Genomic DNA, 26,359 nt, shown 5'->3' on the forward strand with positions numbered 1-26,359 from the left:
ATTGTTGGATTGTTGGATTGTTGGATTGTTGGATTGTTGGATTGTTGGATAAAATTATAAATTGATTATTGCTCAATATTAATTGTCCATTGATTATTGTTAATCGTTTATTGTCAATTGAAAATTATCTAACTTGTTTGCCGCATATCAATAACTAAATCAAACCAAAAATGAAAAAGTATATTACGGTTGCCATTATGGCTTTTGTTTTATCCCATACATCCTTTGCCCAAACATACCAACCAACCCCCGAAAATTTGGAAAACAGGGAATGGTTTCAAGATGCCAAGTTTGGACTTTTCATCCATTGGGGAGTTTATTCTGTTTTGGGAGTTCACGAATGGGTCATGGAAACCCAAGGTATTGATGTCGCCACTTACGAAAAAATTCCTGCCTTCTTCAATCCAACCGAATTTGATGCGGAAGAAGTTGTGCTCATGGCCAAATCAGCAGGAATGAAATACATTACGATTACCTCCAAACACCATGATGGCTTTGCCATGTTCGATAGCAAACTGAGCGATTGGGACATTATGGACAGAACCGTCTATAAAAAAGATGTCATCAAACAAATGGCGGAAGCTTGTAAAAAACACGGTATCAAACTGTTTCTTTATTATTCACAGCTCGATTGGCACCATAACGATTATTACCCAAGAGGAGATACTGGAAACAAATCTGGAAGACCTGACAATGGGAATTGGGAAAACTATTTGAATTATATGAACGGGCAACTAACCGAACTCTTGACCAATTATGGCGAAATAGGTGGCATTTGGTTTGATGGTTGGTGGGACAAAAAAGAAGCAGATTGGCAGTTAAGAAAAACATATGATTTAATTCATGAGCTACAACCGCAGACCATGATCGGCAGTAACCACCACCAAGCTCCCAATGAAGGTGAAGATTTTCAAATGTTTGAAAAAGACCTGCCCGGAGAAAACAAAGGTGGATTCAGTGGAGATTCTGAGATTGGTGAACTGCCATTGGAAACCGCTGAGACCATGGCGAACCGATGGGGATTTTCGTTGCAGGATAAAAATTACAAATCCTCCAAGGAGCTGATTCAATATTTGGTAAAAGCAGCAGGCTATAACTCCAATTTTCTGCTCAATGTTGGCCCCATGCCCAACGGCAAGATTCAACCTGAATTTATTAACACCCTAAAAGTGGTCGGCGATTGGACTTCCACCTACGGCACATCCATTTATGGAACCCGAGGTGGCCCTATTGCACCACAAAGTTGGGGGGTATCTACACAAAAAGAGGATACGATTTACATCCACATTATGGACTGGAAAACCAATAATTTCTTTTTCCCAAAAGTGGAAGGAAAGATTTTGGGCGTGGTCGATTTTCAATCCAAGAAAAAATTAAAACACAGCACAAATTCATACGGTACTTTGGTAGAATTACCTGAAAATCGTGATTATAATCAAGCGGATTTTGTCTTGGAAGTAACCTTAAAATAGTTGGGGTCAACTTAAATTTTGGGAATGATTTTATCTTTATCTTGCCATTTGTAAGTATTTCTTTGTGCAAGAATTGTTCACCATATTCAAATTTACCACCGAAGATGCAAAAGCCTTGGAAGATAAGCATATTGAGACCCATGTGCACGATTTTGAGGAAATGATCATTGGCTCCAAAGGTAAAATCTCTCATTTTATCGATTTCGAAGATGAAACAGTCTATGCTCCCTTTATTAGCTTTGTGACCCGAGGTAAACCCCATTTGTTGCGTCCACAAACCCACAATGGTGAATGCGACCTTTGGGTAATTCGTTTTCGTAGCGAGTTTATGTCCGAAGTGATATTTAAAATGTATGGGTATTTTCATAACAGAGCCAATGTAACCCTGCCCTCCAATGCTTGCTTTGAAAGGTTGACCACTTTATGTGAAATGATGCATGACGAAATCCAACGTCCTTCCCCTGGTCTAGCGGTGATAAAGCAATTGTATTTGACCCTGCTCACCATCATCAACCATGAAAAACCAACAAACATAGAAGCAGACGCTGCCAATTCCGCATCAGAAACCTACACCCACTTTTTACATATCCTTGAGGAAAACTTTAGACGTAATGTGAAAATTTCGTTCTATGCCGATAAACTTTTTATGAGTGAACGAAACCTAAATATCATTTGTCAAGAAGTTATGCAGCAAAGTGCAGGCGAAATTATCGAGACACGCAAACTTACCGAGGCAAAAAACCTGCTCATCAATAGCAACAAGAATATTGCCGATATTGGTTTTGAGATTGGCTACAATGAAAAAGCCTACTTCTCCAAGGTGTTCAAGCGAAAAACTGGACAAACACCAACTGCCTTTAGAAGAGAAATAAAAGCCTTGATTACCGAATAGTACAACATTTTTTCTTATTGGTAATACCCATTACCGTAAACTATTTACGACATTTGTATATACAAATATGATGCTTCATTGTTGTCTATTTGATGCAATAAATTCTATAATTAAAAAAAATTAGATATGGCTACTATTTGGAAGTTAGACCCAACACACAGTGAAATTACCTTTAAGGTAAAACACTTAATGATCAGTAACGTAAAAGGTGAGTTCACCACTTTTGATGCAATAATACATGGTGAAAATTTCGAGGACTCCACAATCACGGCGACCGTTGATGCCGGTTCAGTATTTACCAATAATACGGACAGGGATGGTCACTTAAAAAGTGCCGACTTTTTCGATGTAGAAAAGTACCCTGAACTCACCTTTAAAAGTTCTGCTATCAAAAAAGAGAATGACGATTATGTAATGACTGGTGAATTGACCATTAAGGGCACCACAAAAACTATTGAGTTGGATGTGGAGTTCGGAGGTTACATGACCGACCCTTACGGAAACGAAAAAGCTGGTTTTTCCATTGAAGGGAAAATCAACAGAAAAGATTTTGGACTTAACTGGAATGCTGCCCTTGAAACTGGTGGGGTTTTGGTGAGCGACGATGTAAAAATCGCCGCAGAGGTTCAATTTGTAAAAACTGAAGCTTAACTAACTCAGTAGTTCGGGCCCTAAGGGGCCTGGGCTTCAGTTAAAGTTCCCCCTTTTACATGAACAGAAAGGCATTCATTAAAAGATTGGGATTGGTTCCCTTAGCAACTGTTATGACAGATTTAAGCACATTGCGTTCGTTAAAGCAAAGCTTGCCCAACACACCCAAAATGCCGGTGTTGTTTTTGGGTCATGGGAGCCCCATCAATGCCATTGAAGAAAATGAATTTGTCTCCAATTTTAGAAAATTGGGACATGATGTAGTAAAACCTCAGGCAATTTTATGTATCTCCGCCCACTGGGAAACCCGTGGCACCAAGGTTACCGCAATGAACAACCCACCCACCATTCACGATTTTGGTGGATTTCCACAAGCCTTGTTCGATGTGCAGTATCCTGCACCTGGAAGTCCAGAATTGGCCAAAGAAACACAAAATGTAATAACCAAGACCGAAGTGGAACTTGACCTTCATTGGGGATTGGACCATGGCGCTTGGAGTGTTATCAAACACATGTATCCCAATGCCGATGTACCCGTGATTCAATTGAGTTTGGATTATACCAAAACCCCACAATATCACTACGAGTTGGCACAGGAATTGGAAAGCTTGCGTCACAAAGGCGTATTGATTGTTGGCAGCGGTAATGTGGTGCACAATTTACGAAGAGTGGCTTGGGATAAATTGAACGATGTGTATGCTTGGGATTGGGCCGAAGAAGCCAATGAAAAAATAGAATCCTTTATTAAGGACGGAAACCATTCCGCATTGATAGATTATGGGAAACAAGGGAGCAGTTTTTCTATGTCAATTCCAACGCCAGAACACTACCTCCCATTGATTTATATATTGGCCCTTTTAGGGAAAACTGAAGATATAACCCTGTTCAACAACAAAGTGGTAGGCGGTTCCATTGGAATGATGTCCTTGAAAATCGCATAAATGCCAGCAGAAATTTGTTGAATGTAAACACAGGAAACTCTTTTAAGTAGTTCGTTTTTTGATTGATGATAGACCCCGGTAATCAAGTACCAGTGATACCGGGGTTTTGATTTTTCAAAATCAAACAAAGGCTTACCAAACCAATAATTCCTTACCTTTTGCATTTAATTAAAACCAACCGTATGAAACTTAGAATAACTTTGTTAAGCCTGATACTATTAGTGGGCTTTGCGTGTAAAAAAGAAACCACTTCTTCCTTGGCCAATTATCAAGGGGAAGAAAGCTATACCGTAATCGTCGGTGAAAACAAGGTGGGCTACTTAACGGCCAACACTTCGGGCGACACCATCAATATTGATTACGATTACAAAAACAATGGTCGGGGACCAACCATTAAAGAATCTTTGGTGCTTAATGCCGAAGGCTTTCCCATCAATTGGAAAATATCCGGTAACACCACCTTTGGAAATGCCATAGACGAACATTTTGCTATTGAAGCATCATCAGCCACTTGGACCGATGCCACAGGATCGGGAAACGCTACCTTGGAAACCCCTCAATTGTATGTGAACCAATTTGGAAGCCCTTACACCTCCGTTTTAGCAGCCCGCTTATTGCTCAACGCACCAGAAAACACCCTTTCCGTGTTACCCGCAGGAAAATTGACCTTGACTGAAATGGAAACCCTGAGCGTTCCTAATGCTTCAGGTGAAGGAGAACTGGCGTTGACCACCTATGCCCTATCCGGTGCAGACCTAAACCCTTCCTATTTTATTTTGGACGATGCCAAACGATTTTTCGCCGCCATTACTCCAAGATTTATAGTAATCCGAGATGGGTACGAATCCGTGGAAAAAGACATGCGTCAATTGGCAGAAAACTATTCTGCGAAGCGATATGAAGATCTACAAACAAAATATGCCCACAACTACGACAAAAAAGTTCGTATTTCGAATGTCAAAGTCTTTGACCCAAAGGCCATGGCGTTGACCGACCCGGTTTCCGTTTTAGTAGAAGACGACAAAATCACTGCTATCGAAGCTGCCGATGCCACAGGGGAGAATGAAGTGATTATTGAAGGCAATGGCGGAACCTTAGTTCCGGGACTTTATGAAATGCACGCACACACAGGTGATAATGGTGCCCTTTTAAACGTGTTGGCAGGAGTTACCTCCTTCCGTGATATGGGAAACAATACCGAGGTCTTGAGCAATTTGATTGACAAGATTGATTCTGGCGTATTGGCTGGACCAAGAGTGACCCGTTTGGGCTTCATCGAAGGAAAAAGTCCGTTCAATAGCAACAATGGTATTTTGGTGGAAACCCTGGAAGAAGCATTGGCAGCTGTGGACACCTACGACAGCTTGGGCTTTTATGGCGTTAAATTGTATAATAGTATGAACGGAGATTGGGCACCTGCCATAGTGAAGAAAGCACACGACCAAGGCTTGTTAGTTACCGGGCACGTTCCAGCATTCTCCAACGCTAATGCCATGCTAAATGCAGGCTATGATGAAATGACCCACATCAATCAAACCATGTTGGGTTGGGTATTGGAACCAGAGGAAGATACCCGTACACTGTTGCGTTTGACCGCCATGAAACGTTTTCCAGAACTTGATTTGAACAGTGATAAAGTTCAAGAAACTTTAGGCCTGTTCGTGGCCAATAAAACTGCAATGGACCCAACTTTGGCCATTCATGAACGTTTGATGTTGTCCCGTAACGGAACCGTGACCCCGGGGGCGGTGGATTATGTGGATCACATGCCGCCAAACGAGCAACGTGGACTTAAAGTAGCCATGGCTCAAATTGCCGATGAAGAAGAGGACAAAGCCTACCGCGAAGCTTACGATAAAATCGTGGAGACCTTGCAACTGATGAAGGACAAAGGCATTCTAATCGTCGCAGGAACTGACTTGGGCGGCGCATTTAACCTGCATCGTGAAATGGAACTCTACACCGAACAACTAGGTTACAGCAATGCGGAAATTTTAAAACTTGCCAGTTATGATATGGCTCAATATCTGGGTCATGAAGATTTGGGAAGTATAGAACTGGGAAAATTGGCTGATTTCTTTTTGGTGCCCGGCAATCCAGTGGAAAACATTAAGGCCATCAAAACCATTGGAATGGTTTCTCGTGGCGGAACTTTTTATTATCCCTCGGAGGTATATCCCGAGTTTGGCATAACCCCCTTTACCGAAAAACCTGAAGTGAAGGAATAAATACTTTTTCAGCATAGGAAAAAGCCAGTATCTTTCGGTTACTGGCTTTTTTGTTTTATCCAACAAAATCCATGGTTATTGTGGATTTTGATATCAAATTGTAGGAATTTATAAGTCTTTTTCAATTTACTTGTTATTTTTAGACGGTACATAATGATCAAACAAACTAAAAAAATGAAAAGAATCCTACTGGTACTTTGCCTTGCATTCAACCTTATTGTATCCGCACAAAACCAACTGACCCTAAATTTTGATAATTCCGAAATCAAAATAGAAAAAGAGATTTATGGTCATTTTTCGGAGCATTTGGGCACTTGTATTTATGAAGGAATCTATGTCGGCGAAGATTCTGATATTCCGAATATAAATGGATATAGAACCGACGTGGTAGAAGCTTTAAAAGAACTCAAAGTACCTGTTTTGCGTTGGCCGGGAGGCTGTTTTGCAGATACGTACCATTGGAAAGATGGAATTGGACCAAAAGAAGAGCGCCCTTCCATAGTAAACGTTTTTTGGGGTGGCGTTACCGAGGATAACAGCTTTGGCACCCACGAATTTTTAAACTTCTGTGAACTTATTGGTACCGAACCTTATTTGAGCATCAATGTGGGTTCGGGCACAGTTCAAGAAGCCCGTGATTGGGTGGAATACGTTACCTCCAACAACGATAGTCCCATGACGGCTCTGCGTAAAAAGAACGGTCGCGAAGAACCTTGGGATGTAAAGTTCTGGGGCATCGGTAATGAAAACTGGGGTTGTGGCGGTGATATGGCACCCGATTATTATGCGAATATTTTTAGGAACTACTCTTCCTATATCAGTGGTGAAGGTTTTCAAAAAGTAATCTGCGGTCCATCGGGAGGTGATACCAATTGGACAGAAACCATATTGGAATCCCTTGACAATAAAACGCATTTGACTCAAGGCCTTTCGCTCCACTACTACACATTGCCCACTAAAGATTGGAGCAGCAAAGGTTCCTCCACCGATTTCGGGGAAGAAATGTGGTTCAAAACCATCAAGAACACCATGGTCATCGAAGATTATATTCAACAGCACTTGGCCATTATGGACAAGTACGACCCTGAGAAAAAAATTAAATTGATTGTGGACGAATGGGGCACTTGGTACGATAAGTTGCCTGGGACCAAAGAAGGCTTTTTACAGCAACAGAACACCCTGCGCGATGCCTTGGTGGCCGGAATCAACCTGAACATTTTTAACAACCATGCAGACCGTATCAGTATGGCCAACGTAGCCCAAATTGTTAACGTATTGCAATCGGTGATTCGCACCAATGGGGCCCAGATGGTAAAAACGCCAACCTATTACACATTTCAAATGTACAATGTGCACCAAGATGCACAATTGATTCCCACTACCCTAGACACGGAAAACTATGAGTTCAACGGTGAATCCATTCCTGGGTTGACGGCTTCGGCATCCGAAAAAGATGGTGTGGTCAATATTACCATCACCAATGCGAATCCCGAAAAGGCCATGCCCCTAAATCTTGATTTGGGCAAATCATTTAAAAACATCAGTGGTAAAATTGTAAACGCGAAAAACATTACGGATTACAACGATTTTGGTAAAAAAGAGAAGGTAATGATCCAAGATTTTAATGTGTCAAAAGCGAAAGGGAATGCCATGAGCGTGGAAATTCCAGCACATTCCATTGTATTGATGCAACTTCAATAACAATTCAATGTGCAAAACCTCCTTTTGCCAATGACCACCGCGCAACGATTGGGCTTTGATGCCAATGCCAAACTATTGATGATCCATGCCGATGATGCTGGGCTTTCCCATTCCGAGAACCAAGCTACCATTCAAGCCTTGGAAAAAGGCATTGTCAATTCATACAGCATTATGGTGCCTTGCCCTTGGTTTCATGAGATGGCCATTTTTGCCAAGAACAACCCGAATTTCGACTGTGGCATTCACCTAACCTTGACCTGCGAATGGGAAACCTATCGTTTTGGTCCTATACTTCCCGTTTCCGTAGTGCCCAGTTTGGTGGACGAGCATGGGCATTTCTTTAAGAAAAGGGAACAATTGAGTGAATATGCCAAGCCCGAGGAGGTTCAAAAAGAACTTCGTGCCCAAATTGAAAAAGCACTCGAATTTGGCCTAAACCCAAGTCATTTGGATTCGCATATGTACAGCGTTGGGGCACATCCTGAGTTTTTTGAAGTGTATAAAAGTTTGGGCGAACAGTACAACCTTCCTGTTTTGGTGAACCAGCAATTGTTGCAGATGGTGGGACTGGAACCCAATGCGAACCTGAATTCAAATGATTTTCAAATAGACCAGACCTTTGTCGCAAAATTCAACTCTTTTGAAAACGAGGGGTTGGCAGCTTATTACCAATCCGTTTTAGAAAATTTAAATCCGGGCATTAACCTCATTCTGATTCACCCTGCTTTTGACGAACATGAAATGCAGGGCGTAACGGTTAACCATCCCAATTTTGGGACAAAATGGCGACAGCAGGATTTCGACTTTTTTACCAGCGAAAAAACAAGGGAAATCCTCAAAAACCACCAAATCCAACTAGTGACTTGGAACGATATTAGAAACCGCTTAACCTAAATCGCCGTCCATTAAAATACATTCTTTCACCATCCACACAAATTGACCTATCCAATTACATAAAAATCATATCTTTAGGAAAACCAACCTTCCGTGATTCGATTTTTTCGCAATATTCGGCAACGCTTGCTTTCCGAAAACAAATTCACTAGATATTTGATCTACGCCTTGGGCGAAATTATTTTGGTGGTGATCGGAATTCTGATTGCCCTCCAAATCAATAACTGGAACGAAAACCGCAAGCTTGCCCAGCAAGAAAAGGAGACCATTGCCAGCCTTAAACTCGAATTTGAAAAAAACCTGAACAGCCTCAGTGGGGATATTCTCTCGCTTCAGGGTGTCATTCAGGCTTGTAATACCCTTTTGGAACATACCGGTCCCGACTATGAGTTCGGTACTTTGCCCGAGGTGGACAGTTTGGTGAGCATGACCTCTAGAATGTCCGTTTGGGATCCCAGTTTATATACGTTGAGCAATATTAAGAGCTCGGGCAAACTCTCCAACCTATCCAATGAAGAGCTGAAGATATTACTGATAGAATGGGAAACGTTTTACACCAATTTATTGGATTGGGGCGACTTTTATGTAGAACGGGGCAGCCATTATTTCGATTACCTTTTGGAAAACTCCCTTAACAGAAATTTGTTTTCCGGTGGCCCCTTTCGATTAGATGCTTCCAAATTTGACAGGACCAACGAAGCCCTACTGCTAAAACCAGATTTTGAAAATTACATCACCAATCGCGTGTTTATCAATGGGTTTATGTTGGGTTATTACGAAGAGGCTAAAGAGCGTATTACGGCCATGATTGCGCAATGTGAGACCTATGAGGAACAACCATGATCAAATTTTTTAGAAAAATCCGTCAACAACTGCTCTCCGAAAACAAGTTCAGCAAGTATCTGTTGTATGCCATCGGGGAAATCGTTCTAGTTGTCATCGGAATTATGATTGCATTGAAGATCAATAATTGGAACAACGATTTGGCGAACCAAAAAAATGAAAAAGAAATCGTTAAGAATCTCAATTTAGAGTTTGAGCAAAATAAAATAATGCTCCAAGAGTCGAAAATGCACCACGAAGCCCTTTTAGCAGCAGCGAAAACGGTCATGAACTTGATCGGTGAACCTGAAGCTACCCTGGAAGCCTATAACATTGACAGTCTTTTATCGCAAAGTTTGGATTATATCATCTACAAACCCAGTCAGGCAGTGTATTCGGATTTGATTTCTTCGGGAAAGTTAAATCTGATTTCTTCAGATTCGTTACGGATCTTACTTTTTGAATGGTCCAGTAATTTGGAACAGATCACAGAAGCCTACAACACTTTGGATGAGGTAAGCCAGACCCTGTTATTGCCTTATCTGACAAAAAATGCCTCCATGAAAAATATTGACCGGTTCAGTATTGTAAATTGGGAAGAACAATCGAAACTGCAAACCAATTACCACAGCATGTTTCAAGACTTGGAATTTGAAAACAATATGGAAAATCAGGTGTGGGACCTGACCAATTATCTCAATTTCCACGAACGACTTGAAAAAAACATCCACAGGATCATTGAAGAAACCAAGGTGCCCTAATTACAAGATCTAGAAAAATTATTTTAATCATAAACACCTTATTTTCTCTTAGCATTACTGTTGATAAAAAATAGATAAACCAATAATCCTGCAGCTTGAGATGTTAAAAAAAAATCACAGAACTTCGTTATCGGGCGATATAAATCATTATAAACGATTCATATCTTTTAACGTTGTACGCAATATCCCAAAAACATTACGCTGAAATAAATGTTTAGTTTTAAAAAGAACAATTTAGAGAAAATAAAGTCATTCATTCGGAATTCGGAAGAAATCGAAATTGAAAAAGCGGACAAGGAAAAACTAATCAAAATGATTAGACCAACTGTTGGAATTAAAACAAAAGCGAGTGATGACAAAAACTTAAAAGTTGGAAAATCTAAAATTGGTGGAAAACCTGATTTGCCAAAAGACTTTGAATGGCCAAGAGCGAATAATATTCCAATGTTATTTTGTGCTCAATATAATTTGTCTGAACTGAAGAGATTTGATAAAGAAAATATTTTGCCGAATAAAGGTTTCTTTTACATCTTTTTAAGTCTTGATGAGAAATGGAAAGAATTTAATGGAGTAAATCAAGAATTTAAATTTATCTACAGCGAATCTGAAAATCTCATCAGAACGGAATTCCCAGAAGACCTTGAAGAAAATCAATCTTTCAAAACAGCTTTAATCGAGTATTTTGAATTCTATACAATTCCAGATGACGAGAATTACAGATTTTTTGAACTCAATAAAAAGTACGATGATTTATACTTCTATTTTTATCAACCAACAGAGGAGTTTATAACAGAGGAATTATATCAAGATTCAGATAATATGCATCAGATTCTTGGATACGACAGGTCAATTCAATTGAGCGTTGTTTATGATTTAGCTTCAAAAGAATTAGGACTTTATGGAGTTGATAGTTCGGAATATAAAAAGAGATGGAATGATATATTAGAATTATCAAAAACATTTGAATTGCTTTTACAATTAGACTGTTATGATTCAAATTCTGATTTGACAAAATTCGGTGGAAGTGGAACTTATTATTTTGGACTATCAAAAACAGATTTAGAAAATAAAAACTTTAACGATATTAAAATGTCGTTTCAAATGACATAAAATACTGCGTACAACAACGTATAAAAAAAATTGCTAGCTTTAGGCTTAAACTAAGTACGTTGCTCTTTTTGCCAACTTCTGATTTTCCTGCGGAAAATCCTCGCTGACAAAACCGCAACTTTTCTTATACCAAACCGATAACGAAACTCATTTTTCGTCCATCCCAATTCATCAAGGTAACTTTAGTACATCCTCTTGTAACTTTTTGTTTTCTTTACAATAGGTCCAATATCGTGCATGCGCGCTTGATTTGGGTTCGAATATACTTTCTCAACGACCAGAAACCAATGGTCAATTTCAATAAAAGTGATTGGTTTTCAATGCAATAAGATAAAGTTGAGCTAGCATCGCCTTCTTTTTTTTAATATCTTGTAGGTTAAGTACAAATGGAATCCAGAGACCATTTAAAAAACGGGGTGAGTCCGAAAAACCATACGAGTAGGAATCAAAAAATTTACCACTATGCCAAAATATGTAATCGAAAGGGAAGTGCCTGGAGCTGGCGACTTGACTTCAGAGCAATTGCAAGGAATGTCGCAAACCTCTTGCGGGGTATTGCGAAACATGGGGCCAGAAATTCAATGGGTACACAGTTATGTTACGGGCAACAAAGTGTATTGCATTTATAATGCGCCCAATGAGGAAATGATTAAGGAACATGCCACCCAAGGCGGTTTTCCCGCCAATGTGATCAGTAGGGTTTCCACCATCATTGACCCAACGACGGCGGAATAAATTCACTTCAATTCAAGCTAATTTGAAAGTAGAAAAACGTTGTTTCCACGATTTTTTCGCATTCTGGGATGCTTTTTCCTTATTTTAGGTAGTACCGAGGAACAGCATTCTTATGGAATGGGTCAATGATTTGGTATGCAACAGTGCGAAAATTGTAAGCAAAAAATAAGTTTGGGACAGATTTTCAAATCGTTTTGGCTAAAAGCCTACGGTCCCATTGTTTGTTCCCAATGCAACACGGTTTACGAACACACCCTTAAAAACCGCATTCTAGCTGGCTTAAGTGTTGGACTTGGCACGGTGGTAGGTGGGCTTTTTTGGGCCCTATCGGAAGCAGACCGGGATTCAAAATTCCTTATTGATTTAATTGCCACTGTCTTTTTTATCTTCGTATTCAGCACTTTGGTCATGTTCCTGTTTAATTTTAAAAGAAAGAAGTTAGAGTCAAATCAAAGTCATTCTTAGCGTGCCATTGTTTTAAAGATTGCCGAATCCTCTTCGCGAATTACTGTTAGGAAAATTATTTCTCATCGACAAAGAGTACAACAATCAGCAATCAAAAAACGAACACATGATGCTTATTCGAATTCCTTTAGTCCTTTGCATCCTTTGGATGTCAGAGCTATTGCACGCACAGACCATTCAAAATATTCCATTACAAGAAGAACATTGGACCGTTGAAAAAGGGGGGCAGATGGTATTCGAATTTTTTGACGGCCGTCCCACCATGGTTTTGAACGGTAAGGCTTATGCCAACAACATTGCATTTTCAAACGGTGAGTTGGAAATGGAGGTCTATGCCAACACCAAGCGTAGTTTTGCAGGGTTTTTGTTCCGAAAACAAGATCAAAACTTTGAGGAGGTCTACCTGCGCATGCATAAATCGAATCAAGTGGATGCTGTGCAATATACGCCCACCTATCACGGGGAAAGCAATTGGCAATTGTATCCAGAACATCAAGCGCAGGTCACTTTTGCACATCACGGTTGGAACCAACTTCGCATCAAGGTGGAAAATTTGACTGCAACCGTTTTTGTGAATGGAGAACAAGTATTGCAGGTAGATAACTTAAAATCGGGCAATCTAAATGGTGAAATCGGTGTTTGGGCATTGTTCGGCAATCGTTTTTCCAATATTTCCATCAAAAAAACAGGGGATGCTTTAGTTAAAGAACCCTACCCGATAATTACTCCTGCTGAAGGCATTATTTCGGAATGGCAACTCACCCAAGCCAAACCGTATGTTGAAGGGCAGGTTGTTTTCAATGAATTTGAAAAAGCAAAAACTACCACAGCGTTCACAGAGCCGTCGGGAATGCTCCCAATCTCCAAATATTTGGTAAAACCAAGTACTGGTAATTTTGAAGCCAACCAAGAAGCTTTTACGGTTGCTTCGACTACAATTTCCGTGGAAACAGAACAAACCAAATTGTTCTCATTTGATTACAGTGATAAGATTGTGGTGTATTTAAATGGAGAGCCCATTTTTTACGGTAACAATACCTTTCGGTCCAAAAACAACCAGTTTCAGGGCCATTTGGGGCTATCTGCCAATAAAATACCGTTACATCTTAAAAAAGGTGCCAACACCTTGCATTGTGTGGTGATTGACAAAGCGAATGGTTGGGGTTTGATGGGGAAATTGGACTAATTTTTGGGCATTTCATCACCATAATGGTTTGATTATTAAAGTAATCTCTACTTTTCTATTTCATTTAAATAGAAAACCAAACGGTTTCATCGAACCTCAGTGCCATGAAAGTATTTCTATGCCTCTTTGTTTTTTTTGTTTTCACTTTTGGCTATTCCCAGAAAACTTATGTGTTTGACCAATTGGCAACCTATGAAGTAACCCATTTTAAGGACACAATTGAAATTAAAAACAGGACCTTTATAGATAAGGATATTACGTATAAAAAAGTGTATTTAACCAATTCACGAGATAACAGTTATCTATGTATTCTTAAGGAATTGGATAATGGACTATATCTCTTGGACTTTAAGGATTATAGGGGTGTTACTTTTAATGTAAGTGTATCAAAATCTGATTTTGAAGCCTCTTCATTTTTAACCATAGCCTGTAAATTGATTTCTTCATATATCAATCCTTATACGGAGCAGCAAACCAAGAATCATGAATTTGTTCAATTGAAAGATACCTCAATAAATAAAACTCTTTATTACAGATATAAATTAACTTCAATCAAGTCTAAAAGAAAGAAAAGATTAAAGCTGGGAGAAGAATTTTATTTGATTGATAAGAATACGACCCATCAACAACCTACATTGGATTTTTCCACTGCTTATGAAGAGTGGAAAACCACAAAGGAGTTCCACAATGGTATGCTGTTTGAAAAACATTTTATTGATTATTATGGCAATTTGGATTCAAAAGAACGGTTGCTGAACATCCAAAAAATCAAAAAAGAAATTAGAATTAGTGCCGACTGTATTATTTCAAAGTACTTATAAATCCATTAAAAATTCCGCCACTTTTGGGTAAACTCAAAAACGTGCTCCAAAATTTTGGCCTCTGTTTCATCAAACTCCATATTCCGACGTTTCATCATGGCCGTGGCCACTTCAAAGGCTTTGTTGGTTTTAAAGGTAGTGTAACCCGCCGTTGCTCCACCCCAACTGTAACTCGGAATAAAGTTTCTGGGGAAGCCACTCCCAAAAATATTGGCACTAACCCCTACCACAGTTCCAGTGTTGAACATCACGTTGATACCACATTTACTGTGGTCGCCCATCATTAGACCACAAAACTGTAATCCTGTTCTGGCAAAGCCACCTGTCTTGTAGTTCCAAAGTCGAACTTCGGCATAGTTGTTCTTTAGATTGGAAGTGTTGGTGTCGGCCCCTATGTTGCACCACTCCCCTAACACAGAATTTCCAAGAAAACCATCGTGACCTTTGTTGGAATTAGCGAACAAAACAGCATTGTTCACTTCACCACCCAATTTACAACCAGGTCCAGCAGTTACGGCTCCGTAAATTTTGGCGCCCATTTTCAATATTGCATTTTCGCAAAGCGCTAAACCACCACGCACCATACAACCTTCCATCATCAAGGCGTTTTTGCCAATATAAATGGGTCCTGTGGTCGCGTTCAAAATACAGAACTCCACCGATGCGCCTTCCTCGATAAAAATGTTTTCAGGATTTGCTACTTGGTTGGTATTGGATATGGGTTGGCTGGTTCTTCCTTCCGTCAACAAATCAAAATCCGCCTGCAAAGCGGCTGCATTCTTGGAAAAGATGTCCCAGGTATGTTTAATGGTCAACACCTCGTTGTCAAAATTGCTTATTTTGAATTTTGAGGCATCAAAAGCAATTTTAGGTTCTGCGGTTGCATAAGCAATATATGCTTCGCCATCCATTAAGGCTTCACCCAATTGTAAACCTTTAACAGCTTTCACCAGAGATATATTTGGCAAATAACTGCTATTGATCACTATATTTTCGGCAGCCACTGTCAATGGAAATTTCTCAGACAGGTATTCTTCGGTCTTAAAACTCACCGATGAACCCAACCACTTTTCCCATTTTTCACTGATGGTCAAAATCCCGGTTCGAATTTCAGCAACGGGTCGGGTAAACGTAAACGGATAAAGGTCTTCGCGGTGGTAACCGTCCGAAAGAATATAGTTCATAGCGCAGTGTTAGGGTATAAAATTAAAAAACGCCCCCGACAATTATCGAGGGCGTTCCTATATTTCGTTGAAAAGTGCAACCTACTCGGTCTCCTTCTCTTCTTTACTGAACTTTTTGTATTTGTTCTTGAACTTATCAATTCTACCAGCAGTATCGACCAATTTGGTTTTACCGGTGTAGAATGGATGGGAGGTTCTAGAAATTTCCAACTTCACCAAAGGATATTCAACTCCATCAACGGTGATGGTCTCTTTAGCTTCTGCTGTGGACTTGGTGATGAACACATCTTCGTTTGACATGTCCTTAAAAGCAACCAATCTATAGTTTTCTGGGTGTATATCTTTTCTCATCGTCTAAAATACTTAATCTCTGAATTTTCAGGCTGCAAATTTAATGAATTCTTTTAATCCTCCAACAATAAATTACCTAAAAATAAAAACTAATTTTATCTGTAACAAATTTACTACATCCTACACTAACCAATTGCAATCAACATAAACTTTAAAAAAAATGGAAGAACAACAAGTTAAAACAGGAAAATTTGCGCTTAACTACGGGGTGCTGTTAGGCGTTATATCCGTTGTGTTCGGCGTAATGCTGTACACCCAAAAAATGCATTATGAAACAAGTACTGCGGTCATTGTAATTTCCATAGTGATTATGGCGGCCATTGTATTTTTTGCGGTAAATGCCTTTAAAAAGGCCAATGGGGGCTTCTTAAAAATTTCGGATGCCCTAAAAGTTGCTGTAGGGCTCGCCTTGGTGGGCACCATCATTTCTTTGATTTATCAATACGTGCTCACGCACTATATCGAACCCGATTTTATGGACAAAGCGATGGAATTGGCCAAACCAAAGGCAATGGCCAACAATCCTAACATGACTGAGGAACAATGGCAACAAGGTGTGGAAATGCAAAAAGGTTTTGCATGGATACAATATCCAGTGGTTTTGATCATGAACAGTGTCATCGGTTTGGTCTTGGGACTTATCACAGGACTTATCTTGAAAAAATCGCAACCTGAATACTAAAACAAAAAATACTACTTTTGAAAGGAATTCGAGAAACAAGCAATGCAGATTTCCATTGTAATTCCTTTACTCAACGAGCAAGAATCGCTTAAAGAACTTCATGATTGGATTGTACATGTTATGCAATCCAATCATTTTTCTTATGAAGTCCTTTTTATAGACGACGGTAGCACCGATGGTTCCTGGAAAACCATTTCGGAGCTTTCCCAAGTCAACCCCAACGTAAAAGCCATTCGGTTTTTAAAGAATTTCGGAAAATCACAAGCCTTGCATGCCGGTTTTAAGGCAGCTCAGGGCGAGGTGGTCATCACCATGGATGCCGACCTGCAAGATAACCCCGAAGAAATCCCTGAACTGTACCAAATGATCACCCAAGAAGGCTATCATGTGGTTTCGGGTTGGAAAAAGAAGCGTTACGATTCGGTAATCGCAAAAAATATCCCTTCCAAACTGTTCAATTGGGCAGCTCGGAAAACTTCTGGGGTAAAATTGCATGACTTTAACTGTGGATTAAAGGCTTTTGATCATCATGTAATCAAAACCATAGAAGTATCTGGTGAAATGCACCGATACATTCCAGTTTTGGCCAAAAATGCCGGTTACACCAATATTTCGGAAAAAGTGGTGCAGCATCAAGCTAGAAAATACGGTTCCACCAAATTCGGTGTAGATCGTTTTATCAATGGATTTTTGGATTTGATCACCATTTGGTTTGTTTCTAAATTCGGGCGTAGGCCCATGCACCTGTTTGGCGCCTTGGGTGTGCTCATGTTTTTTGTTGGTTTTGGATTTGCCATTTACCTTGGGGTAGATAAATTATTCTTGAATCCTTTAGGTAGATTGATTACCCAACGCCCTCAATTTTATATAGCATTGACTGCCATGATCATAGGAACACAATTGTTTTTGGCTGGTTTCTTGGGAGAAATCATGGTGCGCTCCCGAAAAAACGACACACGCTACAAGATCTCCGATAAAATTAATGTGTAGCGCTTAGTCAAACCTTATAATCTTTGTATTTTTAAGCCAATAAATTAGCATAAAACACTATGGAATCCATTACCAAAACTGCACAGACCTGGCTCACAGATTTTTTTGATGCCGATACCAAAAAAGAAATTCAACACCTTATCGATAACGACCCTGAAGAACTAAAAGATCGTTTTTATAAGGATTTGGAATTTGGTACAGGAGGAATGCGCGGTGTTATGGGCGTGGGCACCAATAGGATCAACAAATACACCCTGGGAAAAAACACCCAAGGGTTGAGTAATTACCTTAAAAAAACATATTCCGATAGTGATATTAAAGTGGTGATTGCCTACGACTGCCGCCACAATTCCAAAACATTGGCCAAAACAGTTGCAGAAGTTTTCTCCGCTAATGGCATTCGTGTCTATCTGTTTTCTGATTTAAGAACCACGCCTGAACTCTCATTTGCGGTAAAACATTTGGGTTGTCATGCTGGTATCGTTCTCACAGCATCGCACAATCCGCCAGAATATAACGGATACAAAGTATATTGGGCCGATGGCGGGCAGATTGTTCCTCCACAGGATGGAGAGATTATCGCTGAAATCAATGCACTTTCTTTCGAGGATATCAAATTTGACAAAGATGAACACTTGATTCATTTAATAGATGAAGAAGTAGATGAAGCCTTTTTTGATGCCTCGGTCAGGAATGGAAATTTTGACGCCAAAGGAAAAGACGATTTTAAAATCGTTTTCACCTCGCTCCACGGAACTTCCATAACGGCTATACCTGAAGTGTTGAAACGCGCTGGATACAACAACGTAACCATTATAGAAGAGCAAGCAGAGCCCGATGGCGACTTCCCTACCGTGGAATCTCCAAACCCGGAAGAACCGGCTGCACTTAAAATAGCCATTGAAAAAGCCGAGGAAATCGGTGCCGATATGGTGGTGGGAACCGACCCAGACAGTGACCGTTTGGGCATTGCCGTACGCAATTTGGAAGGAAAAATGGAATTGCTCAATGGCAACCAGACCATGGTGCTGATGACCAAATTCCTTTTGGACCAATACAAGGAAAAAGGATTTAAGGGCAACGAATTTATTGCCACGACCATTGTTTCCACCCCAATGATGGAACAAATGGCAAATGCCTACGGCGTGGAGTTTAAAACTGCATTGACAGGGTTCAAATGGATCGGTAAAATGATTAAGGATTTCCCAAGCTCCACCTTTATTGGTGGTGGCGAGGAAAGTTTTGGGTACATGGTAGGTGATTTTGTCCGCGATAAAGATGCCGTAACCTCTACCCTACTCGCCTGTGAAATTGCAGCCAGTGCCAAAGCCAATGGCAGTTCTTTTTATAAGGATTTGATTGATGCCTACGTACAGTTCGGATTCTACAAGGAAAAATTGATTTCCCTGACCAAAAAAGGAATGAGCGGTGCCGAGGAAATAAAGCAAATGCTGAAAGATTTCAAAGAAAACCCAGTGGAATCGGTACAAGGTTCCAAGTTACTTTGGATAGAGGATTATAACACTTCAACTGCCAAAAATGTACAGACGGGAGAAGAAAAACCCATCAATATTCCGAAATCGAACGTGCTGATCTACGAAACCGAAGATGGCACCCGAATCGCAGCCCGACCCAGCGGTACGGAACCCAAGGTTAAGTTCTATATCAGCACAAATGCAAAATTGGACAAGGCAGCCGATTATTATTCCGTAAATTCGCAGTTGGAAACCAAGATTGAAGGGATCCTATCCGAGCTGAATTTATAGTGAATGAACTACTTTAAGAAAATCCTCCAATTTGCGGGACCTTACCGTAAATATGGTTTTTTGAATATATTCTTTAACATCTTATATGCCCTGTTTAGTGCGTTATCTTTTGCGGCACTGATTCCAATGCTGGATGTACTTTTTAAGCCAGAAGAGAAAATCTATACCAAACCCTCTTATCAAAGAATGGGGCAGTTGAAGGACTATCTTCAAGAATACATCAATTATAAGGTTACAGCCTATTCCGGTGACGATGATATGAAAGGATTGGTGCTTGTACTTGCACTTGTACTTGCATTGTTCTTAATGAAAAACATCTTCAACTATTTAGCGATGTATTTCATCACTTTTTTACGAAATGGAGTATTGAAAGACATTCGAAATAAAATGTATGAGAAAATTGTGGACCTGCCCATTTCTTTCTTTTCTGAAAAACGAAAAGGGGATGTAATTGCGAGGATCACTTCCGATGTTTTGGAAATTCAACATTCTTTTCTGTCCATTTTGGAATTGATCGTTCGCGAACCTTTGACCATTTTTTTTACTATTATCGTCATGTTCGGTATTAGTGCAAAGCTCACCATTTTTGTTTTCATTTTTATGCCAATAGCTGGGATGATCATTTCTCGCATTGGAAAATCCTTGAAAAAGAAATCGGACCGAGTACAGAAAGAACAAGGTGAATTTTTATCCATTGTGGAAGAAACATTGGGAGGTCTTCGTGTCATCAAAGCCTTTAATTCAGAATCCAAGTTCTATAAAACATTTAAGACTTCCACCACACGTTTTTTCAAATTCTCCAACTCTTTGCTAAACCGTCAAAATCTTGCGTCACCTACAGGGGAGTTTCTTGGGATTTTGGTAATTGGTGTACTACTTTGGTTTGGCGGCAAAATGGTTTTGGTCGATAAAACTTTGGATGCATCATCCTTTATTGCCTATATGAGTTTGGCTTACAACATTTTAACCCCTGCCAAAGCCATCAGCAAAGCCTCTTACGGAGTTAAAAAAGGAAATGCCGCAGCGGAACGTGTCCTTGAAATTTTGGAAACCGAAAATCCAATCAAAAATAAAGAGGGCGCACTGGAAAAAACCGATTTCAATACCGCCATTGAATTGAACCACGTAGGCTTCCGTTATGAAGACGATTACGTACTAAAAAACTTCAACCTAAAGGTTGAAAAAGGAAAAACCGTGGCCTTGGTGGGGCAATCAGGAAGCGGAAAAAGTACTGTGGCCAATTTGGTGACCCGTTTTTACGATGTGAACAAAGGTGAAATATTGATCGATGGCACCAACATTAAGGACATCACCAAAAAATCACTTCGTGGATTGATGGGCTTGGTGACCCAAGATTCCATTTTGTTCAACGATTCCGTAAAAAACAATATCGCCCTCGGTAAAGAGAATGCGACCATGGAGGAGATTATAGAAGCGGCCAAAGTAGCCAATGCCCATGAATTCATTATGGATTTGCCCCACGGTTACGACACCAATATTGGCGATGGTGGAAACAAACTCAGTGGCGGACAAAAACAACGACTTTCCATTGCAAGGGCCGTGCTTAAAAATCCGCCCATCATGATTTTGGACGAAGCCACTTCGGCTTTGGACACCGAAAGTGAACGTTTGGTGCAGGACGCATTGGAAAAAATGATGCAAAACCGTACCTCCATCGTTATTGCGCACCGACTATCCACCATCCAAAATGCAGACACCATTGTGGTGATGAACAAAGGCGAGATTGTAGAGCAAGGCACCCACGACCAACTCATGAAAACGGCCAAAAACTACAAGAAATTGGTAGAAATGCAGTCGTTTACCTCATAGTGAATTCGATTACTGGATTCTTAAATAATTGGAATATTGGATGACTAAATCATTCGAGACCATTCGAGAAATTAGTGTCAATAATTAGATACTTGGATAGTTGGATTCTTAGATAATTGGATTGCTAGATTTTTCGAATAATTAGAAGGAATCACTCCCTACATCTTGCACTTGAACTTGCACTTGCAACTGAACTTGAACTTGCACTTGCACTTTGATTCCCCCCAACCATCACCCTTAACTTTTCACCCTTCACCCTTCACCCTTCACCCTTCACCTTTCACCTTTCACCTTTCACCTTTCACCTTTCACCCTTCACCTTTCACTTTTCACTTATCCCCCCTAGTCTTGACTCCTGGCTCTTGTCTCTTGACTCTTGACTCTTGACTCGGGTTTCTTAGATAATTGGATTGTTAGATTTTTCGAATAATTAAAATGAATCACTCCCTACATCTTGCACTTGAACTTGAACTTGAACTTGAACTTTTGATCCCTCCCAACCATCAACCCTTCACCCTTCACCCTTCACCTTTCACCCTTCACCCTTCACTTTTCACTCTAGTCTAGGCTCTTGTCTCTTGTCTCTTGACTCTGGATTCTTAGATAATTGGATTGCTAGTTTTTTTGAATAATTAGAAGGAATCACTCCCTACATTTTGCACTTGCACTTGCACTTTGATTCCTCCCAGCCTTCACCCTTCACCCTTCACCCTTCACCCTTCACCTTTCACCCTTCACCCTTCACCTTTCACCCTTCACCTTTCACCTTTCACCCTTCACCCTTCACCTTTCACTTTTCACCCCTCATCCCTACCCAAAGTCAAACCAGTCTGTGCGCCAAATCCATCAATCCAAAACCCAAATCCATCAATTCTCGGCCAACCTCCATCAATTCAAACCCCAAATCCATCAATTCAAAAGGGGCATTCATCAAACGCCTCCGTTCCCACCTAAAAAAGATGCCTAGTATTGCCGCTAAATCATTCATTTTTTTGGTTGCTATGAAAATGTCTGGCATTCGCCCAATTTTCCACCAAAAAGAAAATTATTATTAATCATAAAAATTTAAAATGAAAAAATTTGTAAGACCCCTTATCGTTGCCATGGTAGCAGTACCTACTTTATTTACCGCGTGCAGCAAACCCGAAGTGTCCGAAGAAGTAGCGGCACTACGACAGACCCAAGTAGACCTCTTCAACGAAAGAGTGGAAAAACAACGTTTGGACAATGCCCTAACAGAACTTGAAATAGAGTTGGCAGCTGCCAAAAATGCTTCAGCCATCGCATTGGCCAACTTAGAAGCTCAGAAATATTCTGATTCGTTGGAATTATATCTTAGAACCCAAGGATTGGAACAAGCCGCAGATTTGCTCGACTTGTATACTGGTGCCCTGGGTGATGCAGTTAGTGTGCAAGGCGATAAAATTGAACAAGAGGCCCTTATTGCCGAGATGCAACAATTGATCGGAGCCCAAGACCCTACTATTGAAGAAGAAAATTTAATATCCTTTGAATTGGCATCTAAGATCATCCAACGCGATTTGGACAAACTAGAAGCCACCCTGGCAGCACAACAAGCTGCTTTGGTCATCTTGGAAGGTGTAGAGGCGGATCCGTCCTCCGCACAGACCGAAATAGCCGAAATCTGGGGAACGCTACAAGGCTACGAAAACGACAAGGCCGCCCTGCAGGTAGAAATTGTAAAAGCTCAACAAGCTGCCGATGCCGGTTGGGATGCCTTAGGTGATGCCCAAGACCTTATTGAGGATTACGAAGCTCAAGTTAGTGATATTGCAGGTGCCGAAGGAGACATTGCCGACAAAGAAGCTGAAATTGCCGCAAAACAAGACGAAATCGCAATGTTCGAAATCGACTTAATAGATGCCAACACGGCAGCAACCACGGCACAAAACGCTTTAAACAACGCCACCACTGCTTTGGCCCCATACTTAGCGGCCATAGGCGCAGCAGAAGCTGATTTGAATGCGGCACAAAATGCTGAATACCAAGCACAGATCGACTATAATATTGTATTGAACGATTTTAACAACGGTAACGCTACACAAGCAGAATTGGACGCTGCGCAAGCCGATTTGGATGCCGCCATTGCTGCAACCAACGATGCGAATGCTGCATTGAACGATGCCGAAACCGATGCTGCAGGCCCACAGAACACCTACGATGCTGCCTTATTTGTAAGGGATGCAGCCCAAGCAGCTGTTGACAACCTAGAAGCAAATATTGTAACAGCAAACAACGATTTGGCCGACCTAAACGATGATTTGGCCCAATTGCAAGAAACCTTGGGCGATGAGCAACAAGATGTAGCCAACTTACAAGCCGACTACGATACTGCTGTTTCCAGTTTGGTACAATTGGAAGACGATGCAGAGGCCGCCCAAGATGTGGTTAACGGATTATGGGACCAATACTGGGTAATCGATAACAATATAGGTGAACTTTGGGATGTATTGGACGTATTGGAAGGCCAGTTGGAAGCTATCAATGAAAGTATCGAAGACCTAAGGGACGATATAGAAGATACCGAGATTACCTTGGAGCAAAAAGCAAAAATGTTGGACGACAACACCATCAGCGAAACCGAATGGTTGGCAGCTATTGCCGTTGAAGAAGAGCATTTGGCAAACCTAAATGCCGAGTATGAAGCCTATATGGCCTTGGCCGCTGGGTATTTGGCAGCCTATAACGATGCCTTGGCATCACAGGATGCATCATAATCTTTAGAGAAAATAAAGAGTTTGGGGCAGTGCACGCCAAGCGCGCACTGCCCTTAACATAACCAGTAACCCATAAAATTTCCTAAAGAAGAAATCATATGAAAAAATACATAACCATATGCTGCGTTGCGTTGTTGAGTTTGGGTCTGGCCCAAGCACAGACCAGCGGCAGCATCGATACCGACGGTTCCTCCGTGGACTATACGCCAAAAAAAGGCGATTTTACCGGGGCCATCCTTTTTGGTAGGGGCAATTTTATGACCAACGTAAATGTGCCCATTCAACCAGGAAGCAATTCCCAATGGACCCTTTATGGAAACGCTCCCTATGCCAATACGGTAAGCAACAACACCAACAACATTACCAACATTGCCGGTGGTGAGGCCCGTTATTTTATCATGGACAACATCGCTGTAAAATTGGTAGGGGGCTTTTTGCACCGCAGTACGCCGGCACTTCAAAACATGCAACAATTCCATGAAGACGAAAATGGTGATTTGGTGCCAGGCAACGATCCCAATTCCTCCAATGCGGTTTGGATTCCACATTACTCCTCCATCGAAGAGGATAAAATCACCGAGTTGTATTTAACCGCAGGTGGGGAATACCATTTTCCATCGAGGTTCAACCGTTTATCACCTTATGTGGGTCTTAACCTAAATTATTACTACGCCAACACCACCCAATACGATCCTACCGTGATCTATTCGGGTTCCTATGATGTAGATGATATCAACGAACCACTCATTTACGATGTTGGGGCACGCCAAGCTACAACACATGGATTTGGCTTTCAATTGGTAGGTGGTGCGGATTTTTATTTGCTCAAAGGACTGTATATCGGTTTTGAAGTACGTCCATTGACATTTATCCACGCCCGTAGCCAGCAATTACCGGCACCAGGTTTAGAAGTTTTGGAAGCACAGAACTCTACTTGGGCTGCATTTACACAGACTCATTTTAAGATTGGAATTAGAATCTAAGTTGAAGTAATAGAATGAGCCCTGTAAAAGTCAGAAAATCAAATTTGATTTTCTGACTTTTTTGTGTTTAGTTAGTTTGTTGAGGAGCGGCGGCAATCGCCGCTCTTTTTATTTAAAATCCAGCTTGGCAATTCGCTTGCTGCCTGCCGCAAAAGCGGTGGAGTCATTCAAAAAACGAAGCGTAAAAAAAGGTTCCTCACTAAGCTGTTTCCAGCTTTCACCCCCATCAGCAGAATAGGAAATTCCGGTAAACCCAACGGCGACCAAGGCATTTCCTTCCGAATGGGGCACAAACTGCACACAACTTTTATAGCCCGGCTCCTGTCCGTCCGCAATCAATTGCCACGTTTTTCCACCATCCGTGGTCTTTATTTTATTCTTTACCCTTGAACTTGGTTTCGTATAATCCCCGCCAATTGCAACCCCTAAAGTTTCATTAAAAAAAGCCATGGAATAAATGCCTTGGGTAGGTTCACTGGCAATAATCGGGGTTTCCTGAATATGCCAAGTTGCTCCTTTATCCGCAGAAAAATAAACTCGCCCTTCCGTGGTGCCAATCCAAGCCTTATCGCCCTGCACGGCAATATTACTGTTACTTGCCGCAAAAGCACCTTCTCCGTCAACACCTTCTGGCAATTCCGAACAAGGTATTTTGGTCCAAGAATTTCCACCGTCCCTCGTGATGATGATCGAAAGACAACCATCCACCGTATCGCCAACGGCAATTCCCTCCAAGTCGTTCCAAAAAGTAAGGCTATCATAAAAAACGCCCTCGCCCTCTTCTTTGTAAACCACCTCCATTTTTCCTTGGTCCCCTGTTTTATACAGCAAAGCTGGACTTTCAATCGAAAGCATGAAAAAATCCTTCGAGGTATGTCCCACGGCCCTAAAACTCGGCGTTAGGGAATCATACGTTTGAATATTGCTTCGCACTTGTCCAGAGTTCACATCTACAGTGCCATACACACCGTTGCTGCCCGCAAAGGCCAACGTTCTGCTGTCCAAAAAAGTAATGGCACGTATACTTACCGAATCTTCAAAGACCGGGGTGACACTCAGCGTTTTAAAAGGTTGTTTTTTAACTTCTTTAGCACAAGAAAACAAAACCAGCACGGCAAAAAGGGGAAGGATATACCTCATTGTATTTATTTTCCCC

24 protein-coding genes are annotated in these 26,359 nt (G+C 40.9%); 20 read left to right on the plus strand and 4 right to left on the minus strand.

Annotated features, from left to right (window positions below; genetic code table 11):
- Positions 1 to 170: 170 nt before the first annotated feature.
- The 14 genes from ABT310_RS00415 (at position 171) to ABT310_RS00480 (ending at position 14,679) form a co-directional block, all read left to right on the plus strand.
- Positions 171 to 1,472, plus strand: coding sequence for an alpha-L-fucosidase (locus ABT310_RS00415; protein WP_375324797.1), 1,302 nt, complete (start codon positions 171 to 173; stop codon positions 1,470 to 1,472).
- Between the two features lie 64 nt (positions 1,473 to 1,536).
- Positions 1,537 to 2,364: a helix-turn-helix transcriptional regulator gene (locus ABT310_RS00420; protein WP_375324798.1), complete on the plus strand. Its 828-nt coding sequence runs from the start codon at positions 1,537 to 1,539 to the stop codon at positions 2,362 to 2,364.
- A gap of 126 nt (positions 2,365 to 2,490) precedes the next feature.
- Positions 2,491 to 3,015 carry a YceI family protein gene (locus tag ABT310_RS00425; RefSeq protein WP_375324799.1) on the plus strand — a complete coding sequence of 175 codons (525 nt, stop codon included), beginning with the start codon at positions 2,491 to 2,493 and terminating at the stop codon, positions 3,013 to 3,015.
- 59 nt (positions 3,016 to 3,074) lie between these two features.
- On the plus strand, positions 3,075 to 3,956 hold the full coding sequence (gene ygiD, locus ABT310_RS00430; protein ID WP_375324800.1) for a 4,5-DOPA dioxygenase extradiol: 882 nt from the start codon (positions 3,075 to 3,077) through the stop codon (positions 3,954 to 3,956).
- 182 nt (positions 3,957 to 4,138) lie between these two features.
- On the plus strand, positions 4,139 to 6,184 hold the full coding sequence (locus ABT310_RS00435) for an amidohydrolase family protein (protein WP_375324801.1): 2,046 nt from the start codon (positions 4,139 to 4,141) through the stop codon (positions 6,182 to 6,184).
- Between the two features lie 174 nt (positions 6,185 to 6,358).
- On the plus strand, positions 6,359 to 7,885 hold the full coding sequence (locus ABT310_RS00440; protein ID WP_375324802.1) for an alpha-N-arabinofuranosidase: 1,527 nt from the start codon (positions 6,359 to 6,361) through the stop codon (positions 7,883 to 7,885).
- Positions 7,886 to 7,915: 30 nt separating this feature from the next.
- Positions 7,916 to 8,779, plus strand: a complete 864-nt coding sequence (locus tag ABT310_RS00445) for a polysaccharide deacetylase family protein (protein ID WP_375324803.1) — start codon at positions 7,916 to 7,918, stop codon at positions 8,777 to 8,779.
- 93 nt (positions 8,780 to 8,872) lie between these two features.
- A complete protein-coding gene (locus ABT310_RS00450; protein ID WP_375324804.1) occupies positions 8,873 to 9,622 on the plus strand; it encodes a DUF6090 family protein in 750 nt (249 codons plus the stop codon).
- Entirely contained in the window at positions 9,619 to 10,362 is a 744-nt protein-coding gene (locus ABT310_RS00455) for a DUF6090 family protein (protein ID WP_375324805.1), read from the plus strand. The genes ABT310_RS00450 and ABT310_RS00455 overlap by 4 nt, the downstream gene beginning before the upstream one ends.
- Positions 10,363 to 10,572: 210 nt before the next feature.
- Positions 10,573 to 11,472: a DUF1963 domain-containing protein gene (locus tag ABT310_RS00460; RefSeq protein WP_375324806.1), complete on the plus strand. Its 900-nt coding sequence runs from the start codon at positions 10,573 to 10,575 to the stop codon at positions 11,470 to 11,472.
- A gap of 462 nt (positions 11,473 to 11,934) precedes the next feature.
- Positions 11,935 to 12,207, plus strand: coding sequence for a DUF4242 domain-containing protein (locus ABT310_RS00465; protein ID WP_375324807.1), 273 nt, complete (start codon positions 11,935 to 11,937; stop codon positions 12,205 to 12,207).
- Positions 12,208 to 12,342: 135 nt separating this feature from the next.
- Positions 12,343 to 12,672 carry a TIGR04104 family putative zinc finger protein gene (locus tag ABT310_RS00470; protein ID WP_375324808.1) on the plus strand — a complete coding sequence of 110 codons (330 nt, stop codon included), beginning with the start codon at positions 12,343 to 12,345 and terminating at the stop codon, positions 12,670 to 12,672.
- 106 nt (positions 12,673 to 12,778) lie between these two features.
- Positions 12,779 to 13,858 (plus strand): family 16 glycoside hydrolase, encoded by a 1,080-nt coding sequence (locus ABT310_RS00475; RefSeq protein ID WP_375324809.1) that lies wholly within the window; start codon positions 12,779 to 12,781, stop codon positions 13,856 to 13,858.
- 104 nt (positions 13,859 to 13,962) lie between these two features.
- On the plus strand, positions 13,963 to 14,679 hold the full coding sequence (locus tag ABT310_RS00480) for a hypothetical protein (RefSeq protein ID WP_375324810.1): 717 nt from the start codon (positions 13,963 to 13,965) through the stop codon (positions 14,677 to 14,679).
- Between the two features lie 5 nt (positions 14,680 to 14,684).
- Here the strand turns inward: ABT310_RS00480 and ABT310_RS00485 are convergent, their stop codons facing one another.
- Together ABT310_RS00485 and ABT310_RS00490 are read right to left on the minus strand one after the other, a co-directional pair.
- Positions 14,685 to 15,863, minus strand: a complete 1,179-nt coding sequence (locus tag ABT310_RS00485; RefSeq protein ID WP_375324811.1) for a GlmU family protein — start codon at positions 15,861 to 15,863, stop codon at positions 14,685 to 14,687.
- Positions 15,864 to 15,944: 81 nt separating this feature from the next.
- Positions 15,945 to 16,214, minus strand: coding sequence for a type B 50S ribosomal protein L31 (locus ABT310_RS00490; protein WP_375324812.1), 270 nt, complete (start codon positions 16,212 to 16,214; stop codon positions 15,945 to 15,947).
- 160 nt (positions 16,215 to 16,374) lie between these two features.
- Between ABT310_RS00490 and ABT310_RS00495 the strand changes: the two genes are divergently transcribed.
- The 4 genes from ABT310_RS00495 to ABT310_RS00510 are packed head-to-tail and all read left to right on the plus strand — an operon-like array spanning position 16,375 to position 21,482.
- Entirely contained in the window at positions 16,375 to 16,896 is a 522-nt protein-coding gene (locus ABT310_RS00495; RefSeq protein WP_375324813.1) for a DUF4199 domain-containing protein, read from the plus strand.
- Between the two features lie 42 nt (positions 16,897 to 16,938).
- Complete coding sequence (locus ABT310_RS00500) at positions 16,939 to 17,886, plus strand: glycosyltransferase family 2 protein (RefSeq protein WP_375324814.1); 948 nt, start codon at positions 16,939 to 16,941, stop codon at positions 17,884 to 17,886.
- A 59-nt stretch (positions 17,887 to 17,945) separates the two neighbouring features.
- The gene (locus ABT310_RS00505; protein ID WP_375324815.1) at positions 17,946 to 19,652 is read left to right on the plus strand and encodes a phospho-sugar mutase; all 1,707 of its coding nucleotides are present in this window, start codon (positions 17,946 to 17,948) and stop codon (positions 19,650 to 19,652) included.
- A gap of 3 nt (positions 19,653 to 19,655) precedes the next feature.
- Entirely contained in the window at positions 19,656 to 21,482 is a 1,827-nt protein-coding gene (locus tag ABT310_RS00510; protein ID WP_375324816.1) for an ABC transporter ATP-binding protein, read from the plus strand.
- Positions 21,483 to 22,302: 820 nt separating this feature from the next.
- Here ABT310_RS00510 and ABT310_RS00515 read toward each other — a convergent pair.
- Positions 22,303 to 22,500 (minus strand): hypothetical protein, encoded by a 198-nt coding sequence (locus ABT310_RS00515; RefSeq protein ID WP_375324817.1) that lies wholly within the window; start codon positions 22,498 to 22,500, stop codon positions 22,303 to 22,305.
- A 52-nt stretch (positions 22,501 to 22,552) separates the two neighbouring features.
- Here ABT310_RS00515 and ABT310_RS00520 point away from each other — a divergent pair, with 52 nt between their 5' ends.
- Together ABT310_RS00520 and ABT310_RS00525 are read left to right on the plus strand one after the other, a co-directional pair.
- Positions 22,553 to 24,220, plus strand: coding sequence for a hypothetical protein (locus ABT310_RS00520; protein WP_375324818.1), 1,668 nt, complete (start codon positions 22,553 to 22,555; stop codon positions 24,218 to 24,220).
- Between the two features lie 98 nt (positions 24,221 to 24,318).
- A complete protein-coding gene (locus ABT310_RS00525; RefSeq protein ID WP_375324819.1) occupies positions 24,319 to 25,203 on the plus strand; it encodes a BT1926 family outer membrane beta-barrel protein in 885 nt (294 codons plus the stop codon).
- A gap of 108 nt (positions 25,204 to 25,311) precedes the next feature.
- Here ABT310_RS00525 and ABT310_RS00530 read toward each other — a convergent pair whose 3' ends face one another.
- Positions 25,312 to 26,343, minus strand: coding sequence for a WD40/YVTN/BNR-like repeat-containing protein (locus ABT310_RS00530; protein ID WP_375324820.1), 1,032 nt, complete (start codon positions 26,341 to 26,343; stop codon positions 25,312 to 25,314).
- Positions 26,344 to 26,359: the final 16 nt, after the last annotated feature.

It is taken from the genome of Flagellimonas cixiensis (assembly GCF_042134615.1).
Classification (GTDB): Bacteria; Bacteroidota; Bacteroidia; order Flavobacteriales; family Flavobacteriaceae; genus Flagellimonas; species Flagellimonas cixiensis.